16 protein-coding genes are annotated in these 18167 nt (G+C 64.8%); 10 read left to right on the forward strand and 6 right to left on the reverse strand.

The window, feature by feature from the left end:
* The first annotated feature begins 126 nt into the window (after positions 1–126).
* The 4 genes from AB4037_RS18990 to AB4037_RS19005 all read left to right on the forward strand — a co-directional run bounded on the left by AB4037_RS18990 (position 127) and on the right by AB4037_RS19005 (position 5689).
* Positions 127–456 carry a hypothetical protein gene (locus tag AB4037_RS18990; RefSeq protein ID WP_434955954.1) on the forward strand — a complete coding sequence of 110 codons (330 nt, stop codon included), beginning with the start codon at positions 127–129 and terminating at the stop codon, positions 454–456.
* Between the two features lie 222 nt (positions 457–678).
* A complete protein-coding gene (locus AB4037_RS18995; RefSeq protein ID WP_434955953.1) occupies positions 679–1083 on the forward strand; it encodes a FixH family protein in 405 nt (134 codons plus the stop codon).
* Complete coding sequence (locus tag AB4037_RS19000) at positions 1080–2519, forward strand: efflux RND transporter periplasmic adaptor subunit (protein WP_441772563.1); 1440 nt, start codon at positions 1080–1082, stop codon at positions 2517–2519. Before AB4037_RS18995 ends, AB4037_RS19000 begins: the two co-directional genes overlap by 4 nt.
* Positions 2516–5689 (forward strand): efflux RND transporter permease subunit, encoded by a 3174-nt coding sequence (locus AB4037_RS19005; protein ID WP_441772564.1) that lies wholly within the window; start codon positions 2516–2518, stop codon positions 5687–5689. Before AB4037_RS19000 ends, AB4037_RS19005 begins: the two co-directional genes overlap by 4 nt.
* 28 nt (positions 5690–5717) lie before the next feature.
* On the opposite strand, the gene AB4037_RS19010 is transcribed toward AB4037_RS19005, so the two are convergent.
* Positions 5718–6152 carry a MarR family winged helix-turn-helix transcriptional regulator gene (locus AB4037_RS19010; RefSeq protein WP_434955950.1) on the reverse strand — a complete coding sequence of 145 codons (435 nt, stop codon included), beginning with the start codon at positions 6150–6152 and terminating at the stop codon, positions 5718–5720.
* Between the two features lie 107 nt (positions 6153–6259).
* Here AB4037_RS19010 and AB4037_RS19015 point away from each other — a divergent pair, with 107 nt between their 5' ends.
* The 4 genes from AB4037_RS19015 (at position 6260) to maiA (ending at position 11096) form a co-directional block, all read left to right on the forward strand.
* Entirely contained in the window at positions 6260–7603 is a 1344-nt protein-coding gene (locus AB4037_RS19015; protein WP_441772565.1) for an MFS transporter, read from the forward strand.
* Positions 7604–7655: 52 nt separating this feature from the next.
* Positions 7656–9014, forward strand: coding sequence for a homogentisate 1,2-dioxygenase (gene hmgA, locus AB4037_RS19020; RefSeq protein ID WP_441772566.1), 1359 nt, complete (start codon positions 7656–7658; stop codon positions 9012–9014).
* Positions 9014–10321 carry a fumarylacetoacetase gene (fahA, locus tag AB4037_RS19025; protein WP_441772567.1) on the forward strand — a complete coding sequence of 436 codons (1308 nt, stop codon included), beginning with the start codon at positions 9014–9016 and terminating at the stop codon, positions 10319–10321. Before hmgA ends, fahA begins: the two co-directional genes overlap by 1 nt.
* Before the next feature lie 139 nt (positions 10322–10460).
* Positions 10461–11096 (forward strand): maleylacetoacetate isomerase, encoded by a 636-nt coding sequence (maiA, locus tag AB4037_RS19030; RefSeq protein WP_441772568.1) that lies wholly within the window; start codon positions 10461–10463, stop codon positions 11094–11096.
* Between the two features lie 26 nt (positions 11097–11122).
* Here maiA and AB4037_RS19035 read toward each other — a convergent pair whose 3' ends face one another.
* On the reverse strand, positions 11123–12388 hold the full coding sequence (locus AB4037_RS19035; protein WP_441772569.1) for an AGE family epimerase/isomerase: 1266 nt from the start codon (positions 12386–12388) through the stop codon (positions 11123–11125).
* 307 nt (positions 12389–12695) lie between these two features.
* Here AB4037_RS19035 and AB4037_RS19040 point away from each other — a divergent pair, with 307 nt between their 5' ends.
* Complete coding sequence (locus AB4037_RS19040; RefSeq protein ID WP_441772570.1) at positions 12696–13511, forward strand: phytanoyl-CoA dioxygenase family protein; 816 nt, start codon at positions 12696–12698, stop codon at positions 13509–13511.
* Positions 13512–13582: 71 nt separating this feature from the next.
* Positions 13583–14035, forward strand: a complete 453-nt coding sequence (locus AB4037_RS19045; RefSeq protein WP_441772571.1) for a GNAT family N-acetyltransferase — start codon at positions 13583–13585, stop codon at positions 14033–14035.
* Positions 14036–14052: 17 nt separating this feature from the next.
* Here AB4037_RS19045 and AB4037_RS19050 read toward each other — a convergent pair whose 3' ends face one another.
* From AB4037_RS19050 to AB4037_RS19065, 4 genes are all read right to left on the reverse strand, one after another.
* Positions 14053–14553, reverse strand: a complete 501-nt coding sequence (locus AB4037_RS19050) for a DUF523 domain-containing protein (RefSeq protein WP_441772649.1) — start codon at positions 14551–14553, stop codon at positions 14053–14055.
* A 685-nt stretch (positions 14554–15238) separates the two neighbouring features.
* Positions 15239–16540, reverse strand: coding sequence for a phosphopyruvate hydratase (eno, locus tag AB4037_RS19055; protein WP_441772572.1), 1302 nt, complete (start codon positions 16538–16540; stop codon positions 15239–15241).
* Positions 16537–17553, reverse strand: coding sequence for a phosphotransferase family protein (locus AB4037_RS19060; RefSeq protein WP_434955940.1), 1017 nt, complete (start codon positions 17551–17553; stop codon positions 16537–16539). Before AB4037_RS19060 ends, eno begins: the two co-directional genes overlap by 4 nt.
* A 7-nt stretch (positions 17554–17560) precedes the next feature.
* A complete protein-coding gene (locus tag AB4037_RS19065; RefSeq protein ID WP_434955939.1) occupies positions 17561–18157 on the reverse strand; it encodes a TetR/AcrR family transcriptional regulator in 597 nt (198 codons plus the stop codon).
* Positions 18158–18167: the final 10 nt, after the last annotated feature.

The following is an 18167-nucleotide window of genomic DNA, read 5'->3' on the forward strand; positions in this document are numbered from 1 at the left end:
AGAGCGGGCGCCCTGCCCGCTCTCCCGCCTTGGGGCACCGACGAGAATGTGAATACGGCAGGACTTCTCATTTCCCCCAGTACGTGACATCACTCTGCCGTGACCTGCTGGCATCTCCTTTCCCGCATGCTCTCGATCGTCATGATCGCAAGCCTGCTGAGCGCTCCGATGGCGCCCTTCTCGGCTGCCATAGCGGCCGTGCCGTCGCACGCGGCGAGCCAGGCTGCCATGGCTGCCGACATGCCGTGCTGCCCCGAACAGAACCCCTCGCTGCCCGGAGGGCAGAAGTCCTGCCCGGTGGCGATCGTCTGCATGGCCAAATGCGCCCCCGGTGATCCGATCGCGGTAATGGCCCAGGCACCTCTCTTCGAGACCCGCCGCCTCGCCCCGCCCGGCAACGACCTGGACAGGACGCCCTTCATCACGGCGCCGCCGGACCGTCCTCCCCGCGCCTGAATTCATCCGCGCCCCGTACTGGGGCAGTCTGTCCGGCGCCTTCGGGGCCGGACAGCAGTAGCGGCCATCGAACCTCCTCCAGAGCAAAGCGGGTCCTGGCGTAAACGCCTGTCGATCCCGGCTTTCGCTCCGACGCATTCTTGCGTTTTTCGTCGATTACGGCGGATCGCAAAGGCTTGGGAGACGTTCGTCGGCCAGGAGTGAACCCGGAATATTTCAGACATGATGTCATTTGGCACCAACCGCATCGCCCTTGCGGCAGTGATCGGCCTTGCCTGCGCAACCGCCTCCCCCGCGCGAGCCGATATCGCAGACTACGAATTTCAACTCGTCCAGCCCGAGGTCAAGCTGAACGAGACATCGGAAATCGCCGTACGCCTCGTCGACAGGCGCTCTGGCAAGCCTGCCCCCAACGCGGTGATTTTCACCCAGCGCGTCGACATGGCGCCGGACGGCATGGCGGCGATGAAGGCCCCGATCGAAGCCATCACATCCGATGAACCCGGCATCTATCGATTCAAGGCAAGGCTGAGCATGGAGGGCGGATGGCGGCTGTCGCTCGCCGCCAAGCTCCAGGGCGAAACCGGAACACTCGAAAGCAAGCTCGTCTTCAAGGCCGTGCCATGAGCCGCGTCGGTCGAACAAGCCTAGTCCTCATCGCGATCATCGCGGCAGGAGCCGGCGGCTATTGGGCAGGCCGGCATGGCCCGGCCCTTTCCGCGACGGCCTGGCAGCAAATGCTCGCACTGACCGGCGGGCCTTCGTCGCCCATGGCGAGTGCGGCAGCAGGGCCTACCGGGCCGGTAATCTATTATCGCGCGCCCGATGGATCTCCCGCCTATTCGGCAACGCCGGCCAGGACAGCGGATGGCCGCGACTTCGTTGCCGTCCACGCCAGCGAGGAGGTAAGCTTCGACGAGAAGCCTACCGACGCGCGCCCGGCACCCGCCATCGTAGCCCCCCGTCCCATCCTTTATTACCGCAACCCCATGGGCCTCGCGTACACGTCGCCGGTTCCGAAGAAGGATTCCATGGGCATGGACTACATCCCCGTCCGTGCCGGGGAAGAACCGGAAACGGGAACCGTCCGGGTCGCAGCAGGCAGGCAGCAGCAGACGGGCGTCCGCACGGAGATTGCGGCAATGCGCGCGCTCGTCCGGCCCGTGCGCGTCCCGGGTAGCGTGCAGCTCGACGAGCGTCGCATCAGCGTGGTCGCCACGCGTTCGGATGCCTTCATCACCAAGGTCTCGGATGTGACGACGGGCGATCGGATCGCCAGGGGCGAACCGCTCCTTCAGCTCTACTCGCCCGAAATCGCCGCTGCCGGCGCCCAGTTCCTCACCGAGCTTGGCAATGGCGGGCGTGGAGGAACGGGCGGCGGCGCACGGCAGCGGCTGGAAAATCTCGGTGTCCCTCCCGAAGCCATCGCCGAACTCGAACGAAACCGGAAGGTGCCGCCAGCAATGACATGGCGCGCCCAGCGAGACGGCATCGTGCTCCAGCGCAACGTCACCGAAGGCATGAAAGCGGCGCCCGGCGACATTCTCTTCCGCCTCGCCGACATCTCGACCGTATGGGTGCTGGCCGATGTGCCCGAATATCAGCTCGGCGCCATCAGGCCCGGAGCCCTCGTGACCGTTCGGATCCGCAGCCTGCCGAGCCGCGTCTTCGACGGACGGATCGCGTTGATCTATCCGGAAGTGGCCAAGGAAACCCGCACCGCCAAGGTGCGGATCGAGCTCGCGAACCCGGGAGGCCTTCTGCTGCCCGACATGTATGCCGATGTGGAGATCGCGACCGGTAACGCGAAGGAGGCGGTGACCGTCTCCGACAGCGCCGTGATCGACACCGGCACGCGCCAAACGGTCATCCTTGCCAAGGGAGACGGGCGTTTCGAGCCGCGAGTAGTCAAAGTCGGCGCCCAGGGCGGCGGCTTCGTCGAAATCCGCGACGGCGTTGCGGCGGGTGACCGCGTGGTGACGGCCGCAACCTTCCTCATCGACGCCGAAAGCAACCTCAAGGCCGCGCTGAACGGCATGACCAGTCCGGAGGCCACGCCATGATCGCCCGGCTGATCGCCTGGTCCGCACGCAACCTCGTGCTGATCCTCGTCGGCACCGCCTTTGCCGTCGCATCCGGGCTCTATGCTTTGAAGACGCTGCCCCTCGATGCCATTCCCGATCTCTCCGACGTCCAGGTCATCGTCTACACCGACTATGCCGGCCAGGCGCCACAGGTCGTCGAAGACCAGGTCACCTATCCGCTGACGACAGCGATGCTGACGGTCCCGAAGTCGAAGGTGGTGCGCGGCTTCTCCTTCTTCGGCGTCTCCTTCGTCTATGTGATCTTCGAAGATGGCACCGATCCCTACTGGGCTCGCAGCCGGGTTCTCGAATATCTCAACGCTGCGGCGCAGCGCCTGCCAGCCGGTGTCACCCCGCGCCTCGGCCCTGATGCCACCGGGGTCGGCTGGGTCTATCAATATGCCGTCACCTCCAAGGTCATGTCGCTCGCCGAACTGCGCTCGCTGCAGGATTGGAAGCTGCGCTATGCCGCCTCGAAGGCGGAAGGCGTGGCCGAGGTCGCGAGCGTCGGCGGCTTCGTCAAGCAATACAGCATCGTGGTGGATCCGCTGCGGCTGCAGGCCCAGGGCATCTCCCTGTCGATGGTGCGCGACGCCGTGCGGGCCAGCAATCGCGACGTGGGCGGTCGCACGCTGGAACTTTCCGAATTCGAATTCATGGTGCGCGGCCGCGGCTACGTCAAATCACCGGCCGACCTCGAGAACATCGTGCTCAGGACCAGCGCCGGCGTACCGCTGCGTCTCAAGGACGTCGCCCGCGTCGAAATCGGGCCGGACGAGCGCCGCGGCATCACCGAACTCAACGGCGAGGGAGAAGTGGCTGGCGGCATCGTCTTGCAGCGCTTCGGCGCCAATGCCCTGACCGTCATCGACAATGCCAAGCAACGCCTCGCCGACATCGCCGCAAGCCTGCCCAAGGGAACCGAGATCGTCCCGGTCTATGATCGCTCCCACCTGATCGAAGCGGCGATTGAAACGCTCAAGAGAACACTGTTCGAGGAGAGCGTGATCGTCGCCCTCGTCTGTGTCGTGTTCCTTCTTCATCTGCGTAGCGCCCTGGTCGCCATCCTCATGCTCCCCGTCGGCATCCTCATGGCGTTCGGTGCCATGAAGCTGATCGGCCTTGGCTCCAACATCATGAGTCTCGGCGGGATCGCCATTGCCGTCGGCGCAATGATCGATGCCGCCATCGTCATGATCGAGAACGCGCATAAGCATCTCGAACGCGCTGCGCCTGGCCAGTCCCGTATTCAGATCCTCGTCAATGCGGCAAGTGAAGTCGGCCCGGCCCTGTTCTTCAGCCTGCTGATCATCACCGTCTCCTTCCTGCCCATCTTCACGCTGGAATCGCAGGAGGGACGCCTGTTCGGGCCGCTCGCCTTCACCAAGACCTTCGCGATGGCCGCCGCCGCCCTCCTGTCGATCACGCTGGTACCGGCACTGATGGTGATCTTCGTGCGCGGCAGGATCATTCCCGAGCACAGGAATCCGATCAACCGCCTCCTGATCTGGCTCTACCGGCCGGTCATTCGCGGAGTCCTTAAAGCCAAGACCCTCACCATCATTCTCGCCGTGGCGGCGCTGGCCCTCAGCATCTGGCCCGCGCGTCAGCTCGGCTCCGAATTCATGCCGTCGCTGGACGAGGGCACCCTGATGTATATGCCGACCACCCTGCCCGGCATCTCGATCACCAAGGCCGGCGAATTGCTGCAGATGCAGGACCGCATCATCAAGTCTTTCCCCGAGGTTGCTTCGGTCTACGGCAAGGCGGGACGCGCCGCGACGGCGACCGACCCCGCCCCCACCGAAATGTTCGAGACCATCATCAATCTCAAGCCCAAGGAGCAATGGCGGCCGGGCATCACCCTCGACAGCCTCAAGTCCGAGATGGACAAGGCCCTGCAATTTCCGGGCGTATCGAACGCCTGGACCATGCCGATTCGCGCCCGTATCGACATGCTCTCGACCGGCATTCGAACACCCGTCGGCGTCAAGGTCTTCGGCACTGATCTTGCCGAGATGGAAAAGATCGCCCGCCAGATCGAGGCCATTCTCAAAACCGTGCCGGGCACCTCCAGCGCCTATGCCGAGCGGGTCATCGGCGGCTATTATCTCGACATCGTGCCCGACCGGGACGCACTCGGCCGCTACGGGCTCGCCGTAGGCGACGTCCAGGACGTCATCGCCACGGCCCTCGGCGGCGAGACCGTGACGACAACGGTGGAAGGGCGGGAACGCTATGGCGTGAACATCCGCTATCCACGCGATCTGCGCTCCAACCGCCAGGCCATTGCCGCCGACGTGCAAGTTCCCCTCCCAGGCGGCGGCACGATCCCGTTGGGCGAGGTGGCGAAGGTTGAACTCACGCGGGGTGCGACCTCCATCCGCACGGAGAACGGCCAGCTCGCAACCTATATCTTCGTGGATATCGACGGGCGCGATCTCGGCGGCTATGTCGCCGAGGCGCAGAAGGCCGTGGCCGCGAAAATCGTGCTGCCTCCGGGCTATTCAATCGGCTGGAGCGGCCAATATGAATATCTCCGGCGCGCCGAGGCCCGGATGAAGATCGTCGTGCCTGTCACGCTGCTCATCATCTTCCTGCTGCTCTATCTCAACTTCCGCCGCCTGACGGAGACGCTGATCGTCATGCTGTCGCTGCCCTTTGCCCTGGTCGGCGGCATCTGGCTGATGTGGTGGCTTGGCTTCAACATGTCCGTTGCGGTTGCCGTCGGCTTCATCGCGCTGGCCGGCGTCGCGGCGGAGACCGGCGTCGTCATGCTGATCTACCTGCAGCAGGCCCTGGCCGAGGTGAAGGCGGAGCGATCCGGCAAGGAGCAGCCCTTTACCAGGGCGGATCTTCGCGAGGCGATCATGCTGGGTGCCGTGGAACGGGTTCGCCCCAAGATGATGACGGTCATCGCCATCATGGCCGGGCTCATCCCCATCCTGTGGAGTACGGGCGCCGGATCGGAGGTGATGCAGCGCATCGCGGTTCCCATGATCGGCGGCATGGTTTCCTCGACCCTGCTGACCCTGGTGGTAATTCCCGCCATCTATGGCATCGTCAAGGGATGGCGCCTTCCCGCCGATCGGCAGCAGGAGGCGGATGGAGGGATGCCAGCCCGGACAGCCCAACATCGGCCTGCATGAGATTCCATCCGCTCCAAACCCGGCAGGCTCAGCGCAGGTCCATGCTGGCTTCGAGCTTGTCGAGGCCCCGCAACAGCGCCTTGGCCTCCGGGCCAAGGGCCGCCAGCAAGGCGGCTTCGAAAGCCAGCGCCCGCGGCACGATCTCGGCATAGACCCGCCGCCCCAGCGGCGTGAGGCTGAGGATCTCCTCGCGCCTGTCTTCCATGCTCTCGCGGCGTTTGAGCCAGCGGCGTTCCTCCAGCGCTCGCACGGCGCGGCTGACCTTGGTCTTGTGCATGGAGGAATGGGCACCGATCGCCTTCGCGCCCATCTCGTCGAATTCGCCCAATGTCGCCAGCACCCGCCATTCGGGCACCGTCAGGTCGTGCTCCGGGCCATAGACCGCCCGAAAGTCGCGCGATACCGCCGCTCCGATACGGTTGAGCCGATAGGGCAGAAAGTTCTCGAGGGTGAGCTTGGCCATGCTTTGATAGTTACATTATCGACAGTTACAACTGCAACTTCATAAACGAGCGGCCGCTTCTCTTCGGGAGGTCGCATAACCAAAGATCCGCGACCGGGAGGATGAAGATGGCTTCGATGGCGTCCCGCCTGAAGGTGATGCTTGCCGCCACATTGGGCTCGACACTGGAATGGTATGATTTCTTCATCTTCGCCGCGAGCACCGTGCTCGTCTTCAACAAGGTGTTCTTTCCTGCCGACGATCCTTTCGTGGGTACCCTACTCGGCCTCGGCACCTTTGCGGCCGGCTTCCTCGCCCGCCCCTTCGGCGGCATCGTCTTCGGCGTGATCGGTGACCGGCTCGGCCGCAAGAACATGCTGATCGTCAGCCTGTTGATGATGGGTATCGCCACCGTCGCCATCGGCCTCCTGCCGACCTATGACACCATCGGCGTCGCCGCTCCCCTCCTGCTCCTGCTCATCCGCATCTTCCAGGGCGTTGCGGTCGGCGGCGAGGCAACCGGCGCACTGACGATCGTGGCCGAATCGATGCCGGCCCGGCATCGCGGTTTCTGGACCAGCTTTCCGATGGCGAGCGGCCCGGCCGCCAATGTCCTCGCCCTCGGCATCCTCGGCCTCGTGCAGCTCTGGCTCGGCGAGGAGACCTTCCTGGCCTGGGGCTGGCGCATTCCCTTCCTGCTTTCGATCGTGCTGATCGCCCTCGGGTTCTGGGCCCGCCGGCAGGTGGATGAATCGCCGGCCTTCCTCGAGATCAAGTCGGAAACCGAAATCGCCCATGCGCCGCTGGCCGAAGCCTTTGCCACCCAGAAACTGTCGATGGCCAAGGTCTTCTTCGTCAAGGCAGCCGAGAACACCCTGCTCTATCTGTTCTCGACCTTCGTCCTGCTGCTGGCGACCACCCGGCTCGGGCTCAGCCGTGCCCAGGCCATCGATGTCGTCCTCGTCGCTTCGCTCGCCTCCCTGCCCGTCATCCTCGGTTCGGGCTGGCTCAGCGACCGCATCGGGCGCCGGCCCGTGATGATCGCAGGCTTCATCGGGGCCACGGCCGCCGCCTTTGCCCTGTTCACCCTCGCGAAGGGTGAGGCGCCATCGGCTCTCTACCTTCGCGCCATCCCGGCCCTGTGCGCCCACGGGTTCCTGCTGGGCGGCCTTGCCCCCTATGTCACCGAGATGTTCCCGACGCGCGTGCGCTACACGGCCCTCTCCGCCTCCTATCAGGCCGCATCCGTGCTCGGCGGTTCGGTCGCGCCGCTGATTGGTGCTCTCCTGATCGAGCGCACGGGTACGCCGATGTCAGTCGCCATCTATGCGGCTTTGATGGTCGTGCCGGCCCTGCTGGTGCTCATATTGACGCCGGAGACCCGTGGTAGAGCCGCAGATGGCGACGCCTCCAACCAGCCCAGCGCCAGTCCCTTCGGGCAGGAGGATCTGCAGCACCGGACGCACCTTTGATGGTTACAAACGCAACGATTATATCAGGAACGTTCGAATTCAGGAGGCGATCATGGATCTCCAGTCTCCCCGACCAGACAGCGATCGAAAAGGCGAGGCCGTCAGCGCTATCCAGGCCGGCTACATGTCGGGCTTCGGCAACGGCTTCGAAACCGAGGCACTCCCGGGCGCCCTGCCCCTCGGCCGCAACTCCCCCCAGCGCTGCGCCTATGGGCTTTATGCCGAGCAGCTCAGCGGCTCGCCTTTCACGGCACCGCGCACCACCAATGAGCGCTCCTGGCTCTACCGCATCCGGCCAACGGTGAGCCATTGGGGCGCGTTCACCAAGGCCGATATCGGTTTCTGGCGCACCGCGCCCGCCCCCGAGGTCGAGGTTCCGATCGCGCCGCTACGCTGGGATCCGCTCCCCATCCCGGCCGAACCGGTTTCCTTCCTCAACGGCGTGCACACCTTGACCACGGCCGGCGACGCCGCCACCCATGCCGGCATGGGTGCTCACGTCTATCTGATCACCCGCTCGATGGTGGACGAGTATTTCTACAATGCCGATGGCGAGTTGCTCTTCGTGCCGCAGCAGGGTTCGCTGCGCCTCGCGACGGAGTTCGGCATCATCGATATCGAGCCGGGCGAGATCGCCGTCATCCCGCGTGGCGTGAAGATCCGGGTCGAGCTCCGGGATGGCCCGGCCCGCGGCTATCTGTGCGAGAATTACGGGGGCGCCCTCACGCTGCCCGAACGCGGCCCGATCGGGGCAAATTGCCTCGCCAACCCGCGCGACTTCCTCACCCCTGTCGCCGCCTATGAGGACCGGGAGGTGCCCTCTCGCCTCTATGTCAAATGGGGCGGCATTCTCTGGTCCGCCGCGATCAACCAGTCGCCGCTCGACGTGGTGGCCTGGCACGGCAATTATGCGCCCTACAAATATGATCTCAGGCGCTATTCACCGGTCGGGCCGGTGCTCTACGACCACGCCGACCCGTCCATCTTCACCGTGCTGACCTCGCCCTCGGAAACGCCCGGCACCGCCAATATCGATTTCGTGATCTTCCCGGATCGCTGGCTGGTGGCCGAGAACACCTTCCGGCCGCCCTGGTATCATATGAACGTGATGAGCGAATTCATGGGCCTGGTCTATGGCCAGTACGATGCCAAGACTGGCGGCGGCTTCGTGCCGGGCGGCGCCTCGTTGCACAACATGATGCTACCCCATGGCCCTGATCTGGACGCCTTCGAGAAAGCGAGCCGTGTCGAACTCAAGCCGCACCGGCTGGAAAATACGCTGGCCTTCATGTTCGAATGCCGCTTTCCGCAGCGCGTGTCCGCCTATGCCGCCGGCTCCGACTCCCTGCAGAAGGACTATGGCGGCTACGGCCACAAGATGACCAAGCATTTCGACCCCAACAGGCCCTGATGTCACAACTCGATCAGACCCATGACCCCGCTTTGACCAGTTGGGTCGCCTCCGCGAACGGCCATGCCGATTTCCCGATCCAGAACCTGCCGCTCGGCATCTTCAGCCCCGGAGGCGCGACGCCGCGCGCTGGCGTCGCCATCGGCGATGCCATCCTCGACCTGCGCGCCGTCCTCGATGGCGGCCTGCTCAGCGGCGCCGCCGAACGGGCCGCCGAGGCGAGCCGGGGCAACGAACTCAACGGCTTGCTGGCCCTAGGCCCTGGCCCACGGCGTGCCCTGCGGCAGGCGCTCTCCAGCCTCCTGGCCGAAGCCAGCTCGCTGCGTCCCAGGGTAGAGCCTTTGCTGTACAAGGCATCCGACTGCTTGCTCCAGCTGCCGGCCCGGATCGGCGACTACACCGACTTCTATGTCGGCATCCACCACGCCACCGCCGTGGGCAAGCTGTTCCGCCCCGACAATCCGCTCCTGCCCAACTACAAATATGTGCCGATCGGCTATCATGGCCGCGCCTCTTCCGTCCTTCCCTCGGGAATCGCGATCCAGCGCCCGCTCGGCCAGTCGAAACGGCCGGAGGCCGAGATTCCCGTCTTCGGCCCGAGTGCACGGCTCGACTATGAGCTCGAACTCGGCGTGTGGGTCGGACTCGGCAACGACCTCGGCGCCCCGATCGAGATATCGGCCGCAGGCGACCAGATCGCAGGCCTCTGCCTGCTCAACGACTGGTCGGCCCGCGACATCCAGGCCTGGGAATATCAGCCTCTCGGCCCCTTCCTCGCCAAAAGTTTCGCCACCACCATCTCGCCCTGGATCGTCACGGCCGAAGCGCTCGCCCCCTTCCGCATCGCGCAGGCGCCCCGCCCGGCAGGCGATCCGGCGCCGCTTGACTATCTCAACGATGCAGGCGACCAGGCCCTGGGCGCTTTCGACATCGAATTGGAGGTCCTGCTGACGACTGCCGAATTGCGCAGCCGGGGGCTCGCAGCCCATTGCCTGGCTCGCTCCAATGCGAGGCACATGTATTGGACCGTGGCGCAGATGCTAGCCCATCACACCTCCAATGGCTGCAATCTGCGCCCGGGCGATCTCATCGGTACGGGCACCATTTCGGGGCCTGGACAGGACGCCTGCGGCAGCCTGCTCGAGGCCAGCCAGGGCGGCAAGAACCCCATCCGCCTCGAAACGGGCGAGGAGCGGCGCTTCATCGAGGATGGCGACGAGGTGATCCTCAAGGGCCGCTGCCGGCGCGAAGGCTTTGCCTCCATCGGCTTCGGGGAATGCCGTGCGATGGTCCGGCCAGCGCTATAGTCTCGCCATAAGGATGGAGGCTGGCGCGGGTTTGGTGTGCCGATCTCGCTTCATCACGTGATGGAACTGAGGAGATTGGCACACCGGATTTCTTGCGTATTGGCTCTGCGCATCGCCATGACAGGAAGGCAACGCGACCATGAAACTCTACACCTATTGGCGTTCCACCTCGTCCTATCGGGTCCGGATCGCCCTTGCCCTCAAGGGCCTGGAAACGGAACAGGCCTTCATTCATCTCGTGCGCAATGGCGGCGAACAGCATGGCGAGGCCTATCGGGCTCTCAATCCGCAGGAGCGCGTGCCCACGCTGGTGCTCGATGACGGCAATGCTTTGACCCAATCCCCTGCCATCATCGAATATCTCGAAGAAACCTATCCGGTACCGCCACTGCTGCCTTCCGACCCCACGCGGAGAGCCAAGGTGCGCGCCGTCGCCGCCATCATTGGCTGCGACATCCAGCCTTTGCACAATCTCGGCCCGCTGACCTATCTGCGCCGGACGCTCGGCCAGGCCGAGCCGGAGGTCGACGCCTGGATCGCGACCTGGGCCGGCTCGGGGCTGAAGGCAGTCGAGGCGTTGATCGGCGACGGCCCCTATTGCTTCGGCGAAACACCGGGGCTGGCCGACGTCTATCTCATCCCGCAGCTCTACGCCGCCCGCCGCTTCGGCGTGCCGCTCGACGCCTATCCTCGCATCCGCCGCGTCGAGGCCGAGGCCGAAGGACATCCCGCCTTCGTCAAGGCACATCCGGCGAACCAGTCCGACAGCGAGTGAGGTGAGGAAACGAGCGGCGCGGCGCCCTAGATCTTCACCCCCTCGGTGATCAGCCCGCGCGTGATGCTGCCTGTGGTAGGCAGCAGCGGAATGAGGCAGGCCTGGAGAGCGTGGTAGATGTCGACCTTGCCGTAGAATGGTCCGGTGTTGGGCTTGAGGTCGTCGCCGAGCTGGGGGAACCAGCCACCATTTACCTTATCGATGAAGCGGGCGGCGCTGAAGTTCCAGATAGTACGGTACCATTCTTCGTAGAAACCGTCGCCATCAGTGGCGTTGAGGAAAGCCGCCGCGCCGATACCCTCGCAGCAGGGCCACCAATAGCGATCGCGAATGCGCGCCGCGCCGGTCCAGTCGAGCGTATAGTAGAAGCCGCCCTTCTCGTGATCCCAGCCGTCCTTGACGGCCTGCCGGAACAGGTTGGTGGCGGCATCGGGCAGCCAGGTCAGCTTGCGCCCGCCCAGTTCCCAGAGCTGCAGCAAAAGGCGGGCCCATTCCAGCCAGTGCCCTGGCGTGGTGCCGTAGGGACGGAAGACCGGGCTGCCGGAATAGTCCTTGTTGAGTTGCCAATCCTGGCTGAAATGCTCGGGCAGATGCCAGCCATTCTCGGCGGCGTGGCGCCGCACGATCAGGTCGGCGATGCGCTCGGCCTTGTTGAGATAGGTGTTGTCGCCGGTTGCCTCGAAGGCTGCCATCAGGGCTTCGGTCAGGTGCATGTTCGAGTTCTGGCCGCGATAATTGTCGAAGGGCTGCCAGTCCCGCGTGAACTCCTCCGCGGTGGCGCCGGGGCCTGCCTCCCAGAAATGCTCATCCAGTATGGTGGAGATGTCTGCCAGCAGCCGGTCGGCGTCGGGGTGTCCGGCGACCTTGGCGCTGGAGGCTGCGAGCAGCACGAAGGCATGGCCATAGGCCTGCTTGGTATCATCGGTCGGCCCTTCATAGCCGACGCCCCAGAAATAGCCGCCCTTGTCCTTGTCGCGATGGCCGTTCCAGATGAAGTCCATGCCGTGATCGATCATCACGTCAGCGCCGGGGCGCCCCATCAGATGGGCGATGGCAAAGCAATGCACCATGCGCGTGGTCGCATGGATCTGGCGAGTCGGCCGGCTGCCGGGCGGCTGTCCCGGCGCGAACGGCTTGCAGGCCATGTCGAGGTCGTAAAAGCCACCGAGGGGATTGAGACTGTTCTGTTCGAATACGGAGAACAGCGTATCCGCCTGCTGCAAGAGCCAGGCTCGGTGGCTTGATAACGTCACCCATTTCGGCGTGGCAGAAGCGGAAGCGGCGGACGTCATCTGAAGTCTCCTCGATACGGCATGGATTGGGGCGTCGAGCCCGCCCCTGCTTAGAACAGCTCGGACGCCCGCGCCACTGATTGGTATGAAGAAACAGCGGCGATGTGGTTGACCCACGCACGTGCATGCCTATGCTGGAGCGGCCATGATGACGCAAACATTCAACGTCGCCACCGTCTTCTTCCTCGTCGGCTAGCGGCTGACCGAAGACTGGACGCCGGTCCGCTCCGCTGGACCTGTCGCCGTGAACCACACGGCTGTCGTCGTTCGCCCCTGTCGGCAGAACGGCGCGATGATTGAGATTGTCATGCCCAAACACCCGGAAGGATGCGCGCTCGATGCTGCGCAGATCGAACGATTCATCGAAGACGGCTTCGTCCGGATCGACGGGGCCTTTTCCCGCGAACTGGCAGACCAGGTCCGCGCCATCCTATGGCGGGACATCCCCTGCGATCCCGACGATCCCGCCACCTGGACGAGCCCCGTGATCCGGCTCGGCGGCTATGGCGGCGGCCCGTTCCAGGAGGCAGCCAATACGCCCGTCCTCAGATCCGCCTTCGACCAGCTCGTCGGCAGCGGGCGCTGGTATCCGCGCGACGGGCTCGGCAGTTTCCCGGTGCGCTTTCCCCATCCGGACGATCCGGGTGACGCTGGCTGGCATGTCGACCTCTCCTTTCCAGGCGAGGACTGCGATCCCAATGAGCGCACCGACTTCTCGGCCTGGCGCGTGAACATCACCTCGCGCGGGCGGGCTCTGCTCATGCTGTTCCTGTTCTCCGATATCGGGCCCGAGGATGCACCGACCCGCATCCGTGTCGGCTCGCATCTGGACATGGCTCGTTATCTCGCACCGGCAGGCGAGGCCGGCCGCTCGCACATGGATCTGGAACAGATGGGCGCCCGGCGGCAGCAGACGCTGGCCACGGGTGAGGCCGGCACGGTCTATCTCTGCCATCCGTTCCTGGTACACGCTGCCCAGAAACATCGGGGCTCGGCGCCGCGCTTTCTGGCCCAACCTCCCCTGATGCCGAAGGAGCCTTTCCGGCTGCAGCGCGAGGACGGCGACTATTCACCCGTGGAGATTGCCATCCGGCGCGCCCTCTTGGAGCGTGTGCAAACCTGACGACGGCCGCTCTCTCCGGCCGGCGACCGGAGAGAGCGGGGATGTCGCCCGCCGTTCTTCAGGAGGACATCATGGTCCAAGCCCTGCGCCTGGCCACCACCGCCGACCTTCCGGCCATCGAACATATCGTCGAGGCGGCATACGCGCCCTATATCGCACGCATCGGTCGCAAGCCCGGACCGATGCTCGATGATTATGCCGCGCTGGTGCGCGCAGGGCGTGTGCGCGTGAGCCCTCTCGACGGCAATGTCCTGGGCATCCTCGTCCTGATCCCCCAAGAGGATGTGATGCTTCTGGACAATATCGCCGTCGCTCCCGCAGCGCAGGGCCGAGGATTGGGCCGCCGCCTGCTCCAGGCTGCCGAAAACCTCGCCCGCGAAGCGGCCTATCGGCGGATCAGGCTCTACACCAATGAGGCGATGACGGAGAATATCGCGCTCTACGCCCGTAGCGGCTATGTCGAAACCCATCGCGTCGAGGAAAAGGGCTTGCGCAGGGTCTATATGGAGAAAGATCTGGCCTGATGCGGGCGGCCCCTCCTTCAGCCTGCGTCGACGCTTTCCAGCTTGGCCTCGAGAGCAGCGATTTCCGACGGGGTGAAAACTTCCAGGCCTTCCGCCCGCAGGAGTGCGGCCGTGACGCCGGCACCGGCATGTTTTCGCCCGGCGAACGCGCCGTCGTAAATATAGGCACTGCCGCAGGACGGGCTACCGTCGATCAAGAGCGCGAAGCGACAGCCCTCCGCCCGCGCCAAGGCCAGAGCGCTCCGCGCCCCATCGAGATAGAGCGCGGTCACATCGGCGCCGTTACGGTCGACCACGCGCGCGGTGCCCGCCAGGACATCGCGGCCCGACAGCCCCTCGGCGATCTCGGCCGGCGGCCGGGGCACGCTGAACCCTCCAGCAAGCTCGGGGCAGACGACGACGAGGCGTCCTTCGTCGCGCCAGCGCGCGAGGGCCGGATGATCCAGCGTCTTCGCCGCCCCGTCATAGCGTACCGGTCGCCCTAGGAGACAGGCGCTCACCAGGATCTTGGCCGTCATCGCCACTCCGCATCGTTCCTGCGTATCGGCGCTGTGATAGGGCCATGCACACGCCGCCACAACCTTGAGCTCGCGTTCGATCCGGCTGCGGGCTCTCAGATCGTTCACGTTCCCCGGCCCTCAGGATGTCCGAATGACACGGCCTGCAAACAGGGGCTACCGAGTATTGCTGCAGCCAAACGGCACCGCTTTGGTACCTCTCTGGTATCAGTCCAGTCATACTCTGGTTCTATTCTCAGAAGCCAATGACGGGATTCGAGGATGTGACCAGGCCTCAAATATCACGAATTGTCTTAGGATTTCCACATATCGCCGGAGTTCATGTCAGACAATTTTCGACCATTCAAGCAATTAATCGATTTATCCGATGACGGCCCCGTGCATGGCACTTTTTTGTATTGCCGAGTGTAGCCAGCTTTGTTACGGGATGGCGCAAGCTTGTGATGAAGTTATGGAGCTGCAGACGCCTTATTTGCCAGGAGATGCTTAACTTTAGCATTCAAGCGCAGATTTCGATTGCGAAAACTTAACGTCATGCAAGTAAATGCCAGCCGGAGGAGGAAGACAGGCGCTCCCTCCTCCGGCTTTTTTTGCTTGCGGCCCCGGCGCCCCATCACCCCAGCGGGCAAGCAGCCTTTTCAGCTCCCTGTCAAACCGGACCGACAAGACACCTTGGCGCAGTCTCTCAGGCGGCGCCCTGCCGGCGGTTGAAGGGTAAGGCTTCGATACCCGCAAAGCGTGCCTTGGGTCCCAGGGCCTCCTCGATGCGCAGGGCTTCGTTCCATTTCGCCATGCGTTCGGAGCGAGCGAAGGATCCGACCTTGAGCTGGCCGGCGTGCCAGCCAATGGCGAGGTGTACGATGGCGACATCCTCGGTCTCGCCGGAGCGTGCCGATACGATCGTGCCAAAACCGGCACGCCGTCCCGCCTCGCAGGCAGCCCTCGCCTCGCTGACCGTGCCGGCCTGGTTGACCTTCACCAGCACGGCATTGACGGTTTGGTTCCTCACCGCCTCTTCGACCAACCCGGCATTGGTAACCAGGAAATCATCGCCGATCACCTGAATGCGATGACCCACGGCCGCGGTAAAGCGTGCGAGCCCCTCGGCATCATCCTCGGCAAAGGGATCTTCGATCGAAAGAATGGGATAGCGCTCACACCAGCCGAGGAGATAATCCGCCATGCCGTCCCGATCGAGCTCGCGCCCTTCCAGGCCGAGCCGATAGCGCCCGCCGCGGCCAAATTCGGAGGCGGCGACATCGAGCGAGATCACCACCTCGTCGCCCGGCGTGAAACCGGCGCGCTCGATGGCCAGGACCAGGGTATCAAGCGCCTCTTCATTGGAGCTGAAGGCCGGCCACCAGCCTCCTTCATCCGCGACGCCCTGCAGCAGGCCGCGCTCGGCCATGATCCTGCCGGCCGCAAGATAGACCTCGGCCGTGGTTTCGAGCGCCTCGGCGAAGCTCGCCGCCTTCGGCGCCATCACCATGAAATCCTGGATGTCGGTGCGGCGGCCGGCATGGGCCCCTCCGCCGAAGATCTGGATTTCCGGCAGGGGAAGCGTGACCGCCTCCTCCCCTGCCAGATATCGCCATAGCGGCAAGCCTCGGCTGGCGGCGGCGGCGTGCAGCACAGCGAGCGAGACGGCGACGGTGGCATTGCCGCCGAGTCTTTGCTTGGTCGGCGTGCCGTCCAGCGCGATCAGCGCCTCGTCCAACCCCGCCTGGTCGAACGGGTCGCGGCCGATCAGTAGCGGCGCGATCTCTCCGCGCACGCTGGCAATTGCCCCTTGGACATCGAGGCCCCCCAGCTTTTCGCCGCCATCGCGGCGCTCGAGCGCCTCGCGGCTGCCGCGGGACGCACCGGCCGGCGCGATCCCCCGCGCGATCGTGCCGTCGCTGAGCTCGACTTCGGCTTCGACGGTGGGGCGACCACGGGAGTCCCAGATACGGCGGGCAGCAAGTCTACGGATGGCTATATCGATCATTGGCGGGTCCAGGCATTGGCGATGGCGATCAGGTCTTCAACGGGATCGGCGATCAGAGGCCTGGCGAAGCGGCGCACGGCTTTCCGTTCCTCCTCCAACGTCAGATATTCGACGGGCGACTTGCCATCCACGCGCGCCAGAAACAGCACAGGCAGTAGGGCGGCGGCCCTGGCCTCGAAAGCGGCGCGGTCCTCCCAGTCGATCCTGGCGAAATAAGCGTTGACCAAAGCCTCGAAGGCATCACGATAGGCCGCGCGGGGCACGCCCTGCCGAGCCCCCTTCAACATGAGATGATTGAGGCAGAAGGCGAGATCGAAAGCCGGATCGCCAAAGCAAGCACATTCGGCATCGAGGAAAACGGGGCCCGTCTGCCCGCACAGGATGTTCTTCGGGCTGACATCGCCATGGATCAGAGCCTTCCTGGTGGCGAGCGTGCGGGCGGCGACGGCCTTAATCTTGGCCGACAGATCGGGATGGGCGCGGGCTGTGGCGATGAGATAGGGCTCGATGCGGATCGGCCCGAAGGTCGCGTCATTGGCAAAGCGCACCGCAAGCCCGGCTTCCTGCGCGCTGGCGGCATGAATGAGGCCGAGATCGGCGCCGACGCGGCCCACAAATGCCGTATCGATCTGCTGGTCCAGCAACTGCGCCTTCCAGACCGGATTAAGCTCGGGGGACAAAAAGGCCATGGCAAACAGGCCAAGTTGCTCGTCCTCGCCAAGCAAAGTGGGTACGCCGTCGGGCAACCAACGGCCGACCTGGCGGATCCAGGCCGCCTCCGCCGCATTGCGGTTCGTCGGCGCCTCCCAGACGGCTGCCACCTTGAGGCGAGCCAGCGCCCGCTTGACGCAAAAGCGCCGGTTCGAGGTTTCGACCAGGTGGATGTCGGAGGAAACCCCGCCCGTCAACGCTGTAAAGCGCGCCGTCTCTTTCTGCCCGAGCAGCCCCATCCGGCGCAACGCGGCGGGGAGCGTCAGCGAGGCATCATCGGATTGGTGATCGGATTGCGCCATCGGATCCTCATCTGGCCGCAGGACGAAGGCCGTCGAGCACGGCCCGGATGAGCGTCCGCCATTCTTCCCCATTCGCCCCCGCTGCAATGGACAGCGCCGCCCTGTCATAGACAGCCGACAGGAGCAGCGCCGCCTCTTCGACGGGCACAGGCCGCAACCGCCCCCTTGCGATAGCGGCGGCGACGCCTTCGCGCAACGTGCGTCCGCCATGGGCGGCATCGATGGCATCCACCGTCTCACGGCCCAGCACGGCCGGCGCCTCGATCAGCAAGAGCCGGGTACGTCCGGGTTCGGACATGGCGACCAGAAAAGCCTCGCCGCCGGCGATCAGTGCCTCCATCGCGCCGGGTTCTTCCGGTGCCGCCCGCTCGATCTCGTCGGCCAGCGCGGCATTCTCTGCCTCGACGACAGCCCGGAACAGCGCCTGCTTGTCGGCGAAATGATGATAGAGCGCACCACGGGTCACCCCCGCTTCCGCTACCAATTCGGGCGTTCCCGTATCGGCATAGCCCTTGGACACGAACAGGCGCCGTGCAGCCGCGATCAAGGCCGCCCGGGTTCTCAGCGTCCGATCTTGATTGGAGCGTCGGCTATCTTCTTGCATACATACAGCC

It is taken from the genome of Labrys sp. KB_33_2, assembly GCF_052114505.1.
Classification (GTDB): domain Bacteria; phylum Pseudomonadota; class Alphaproteobacteria; order Rhizobiales; family Labraceae; genus Labrys.

Coding starts and splice junctions, on each gene's coding strand:
- AB4037_RS19040 (WP_441772570.1), top strand. CDS start 12,696: ATGCCCAAACACCCGGAAGGATGCGCGCTCGATGCTGCGCAGATCGAA.
- AB4037_RS19035 (WP_441772569.1), bottom strand. CDS start 12,388: ATGACGTCCGCCGCTTCCGCTTCTGCCACGCCGAAATGGGTGACGTTA.
- AB4037_RS18990 (WP_434955954.1), top strand. CDS start 127: ATGCTCTCGATCGTCATGATCGCAAGCCTGCTGAGCGCTCCGATGGCG.
- AB4037_RS19005 (WP_441772564.1), top strand. CDS start 2,516: ATGATCGCCCGGCTGATCGCCTGGTCCGCACGCAACCTCGTGCTGATC.
- AB4037_RS19065 (WP_434955939.1), bottom strand. CDS start 18,157: ATGCAAGAAGATAGCCGACGCTCCAATCAAGATCGGACGCTGAGAACC.
- maiA (WP_441772568.1), top strand. CDS start 10,461: ATGAAACTCTACACCTATTGGCGTTCCACCTCGTCCTATCGGGTCCGG.
- AB4037_RS19060 (WP_434955940.1), bottom strand. CDS start 17,553: ATGGCGCAATCCGATCACCAATCCGATGATGCCTCGCTGACGCTCCCC.
- AB4037_RS19045 (WP_441772571.1), top strand. CDS start 13,583: ATGGTCCAAGCCCTGCGCCTGGCCACCACCGCCGACCTTCCGGCCATC.
- eno (WP_441772572.1), bottom strand. CDS start 16,540: ATGATCGATATAGCCATCCGTAGACTTGCTGCCCGCCGTATCTGGGAC.
- fahA (WP_441772567.1), top strand. CDS start 9,014: ATGTCACAACTCGATCAGACCCATGACCCCGCTTTGACCAGTTGGGTC.
- AB4037_RS19015 (WP_441772565.1), top strand. CDS start 6,260: ATGGCTTCGATGGCGTCCCGCCTGAAGGTGATGCTTGCCGCCACATTG.
- AB4037_RS18995 (WP_434955953.1), top strand. CDS start 679: ATGATGTCATTTGGCACCAACCGCATCGCCCTTGCGGCAGTGATCGGC.
- AB4037_RS19010 (WP_434955950.1), bottom strand. CDS start 6,152: ATGGCCAAGCTCACCCTCGAGAACTTTCTGCCCTATCGGCTCAACCGT.
- hmgA (WP_441772566.1), top strand. CDS start 7,656: ATGGATCTCCAGTCTCCCCGACCAGACAGCGATCGAAAAGGCGAGGCC.
- AB4037_RS19000 (WP_441772563.1), top strand. CDS start 1,080: ATGAGCCGCGTCGGTCGAACAAGCCTAGTCCTCATCGCGATCATCGCG.
- AB4037_RS19050 (WP_441772649.1), bottom strand. CDS start 14,553: ATGACGGCCAAGATCCTGGTGAGCGCCTGTCTCCTAGGGCGACCGGTA.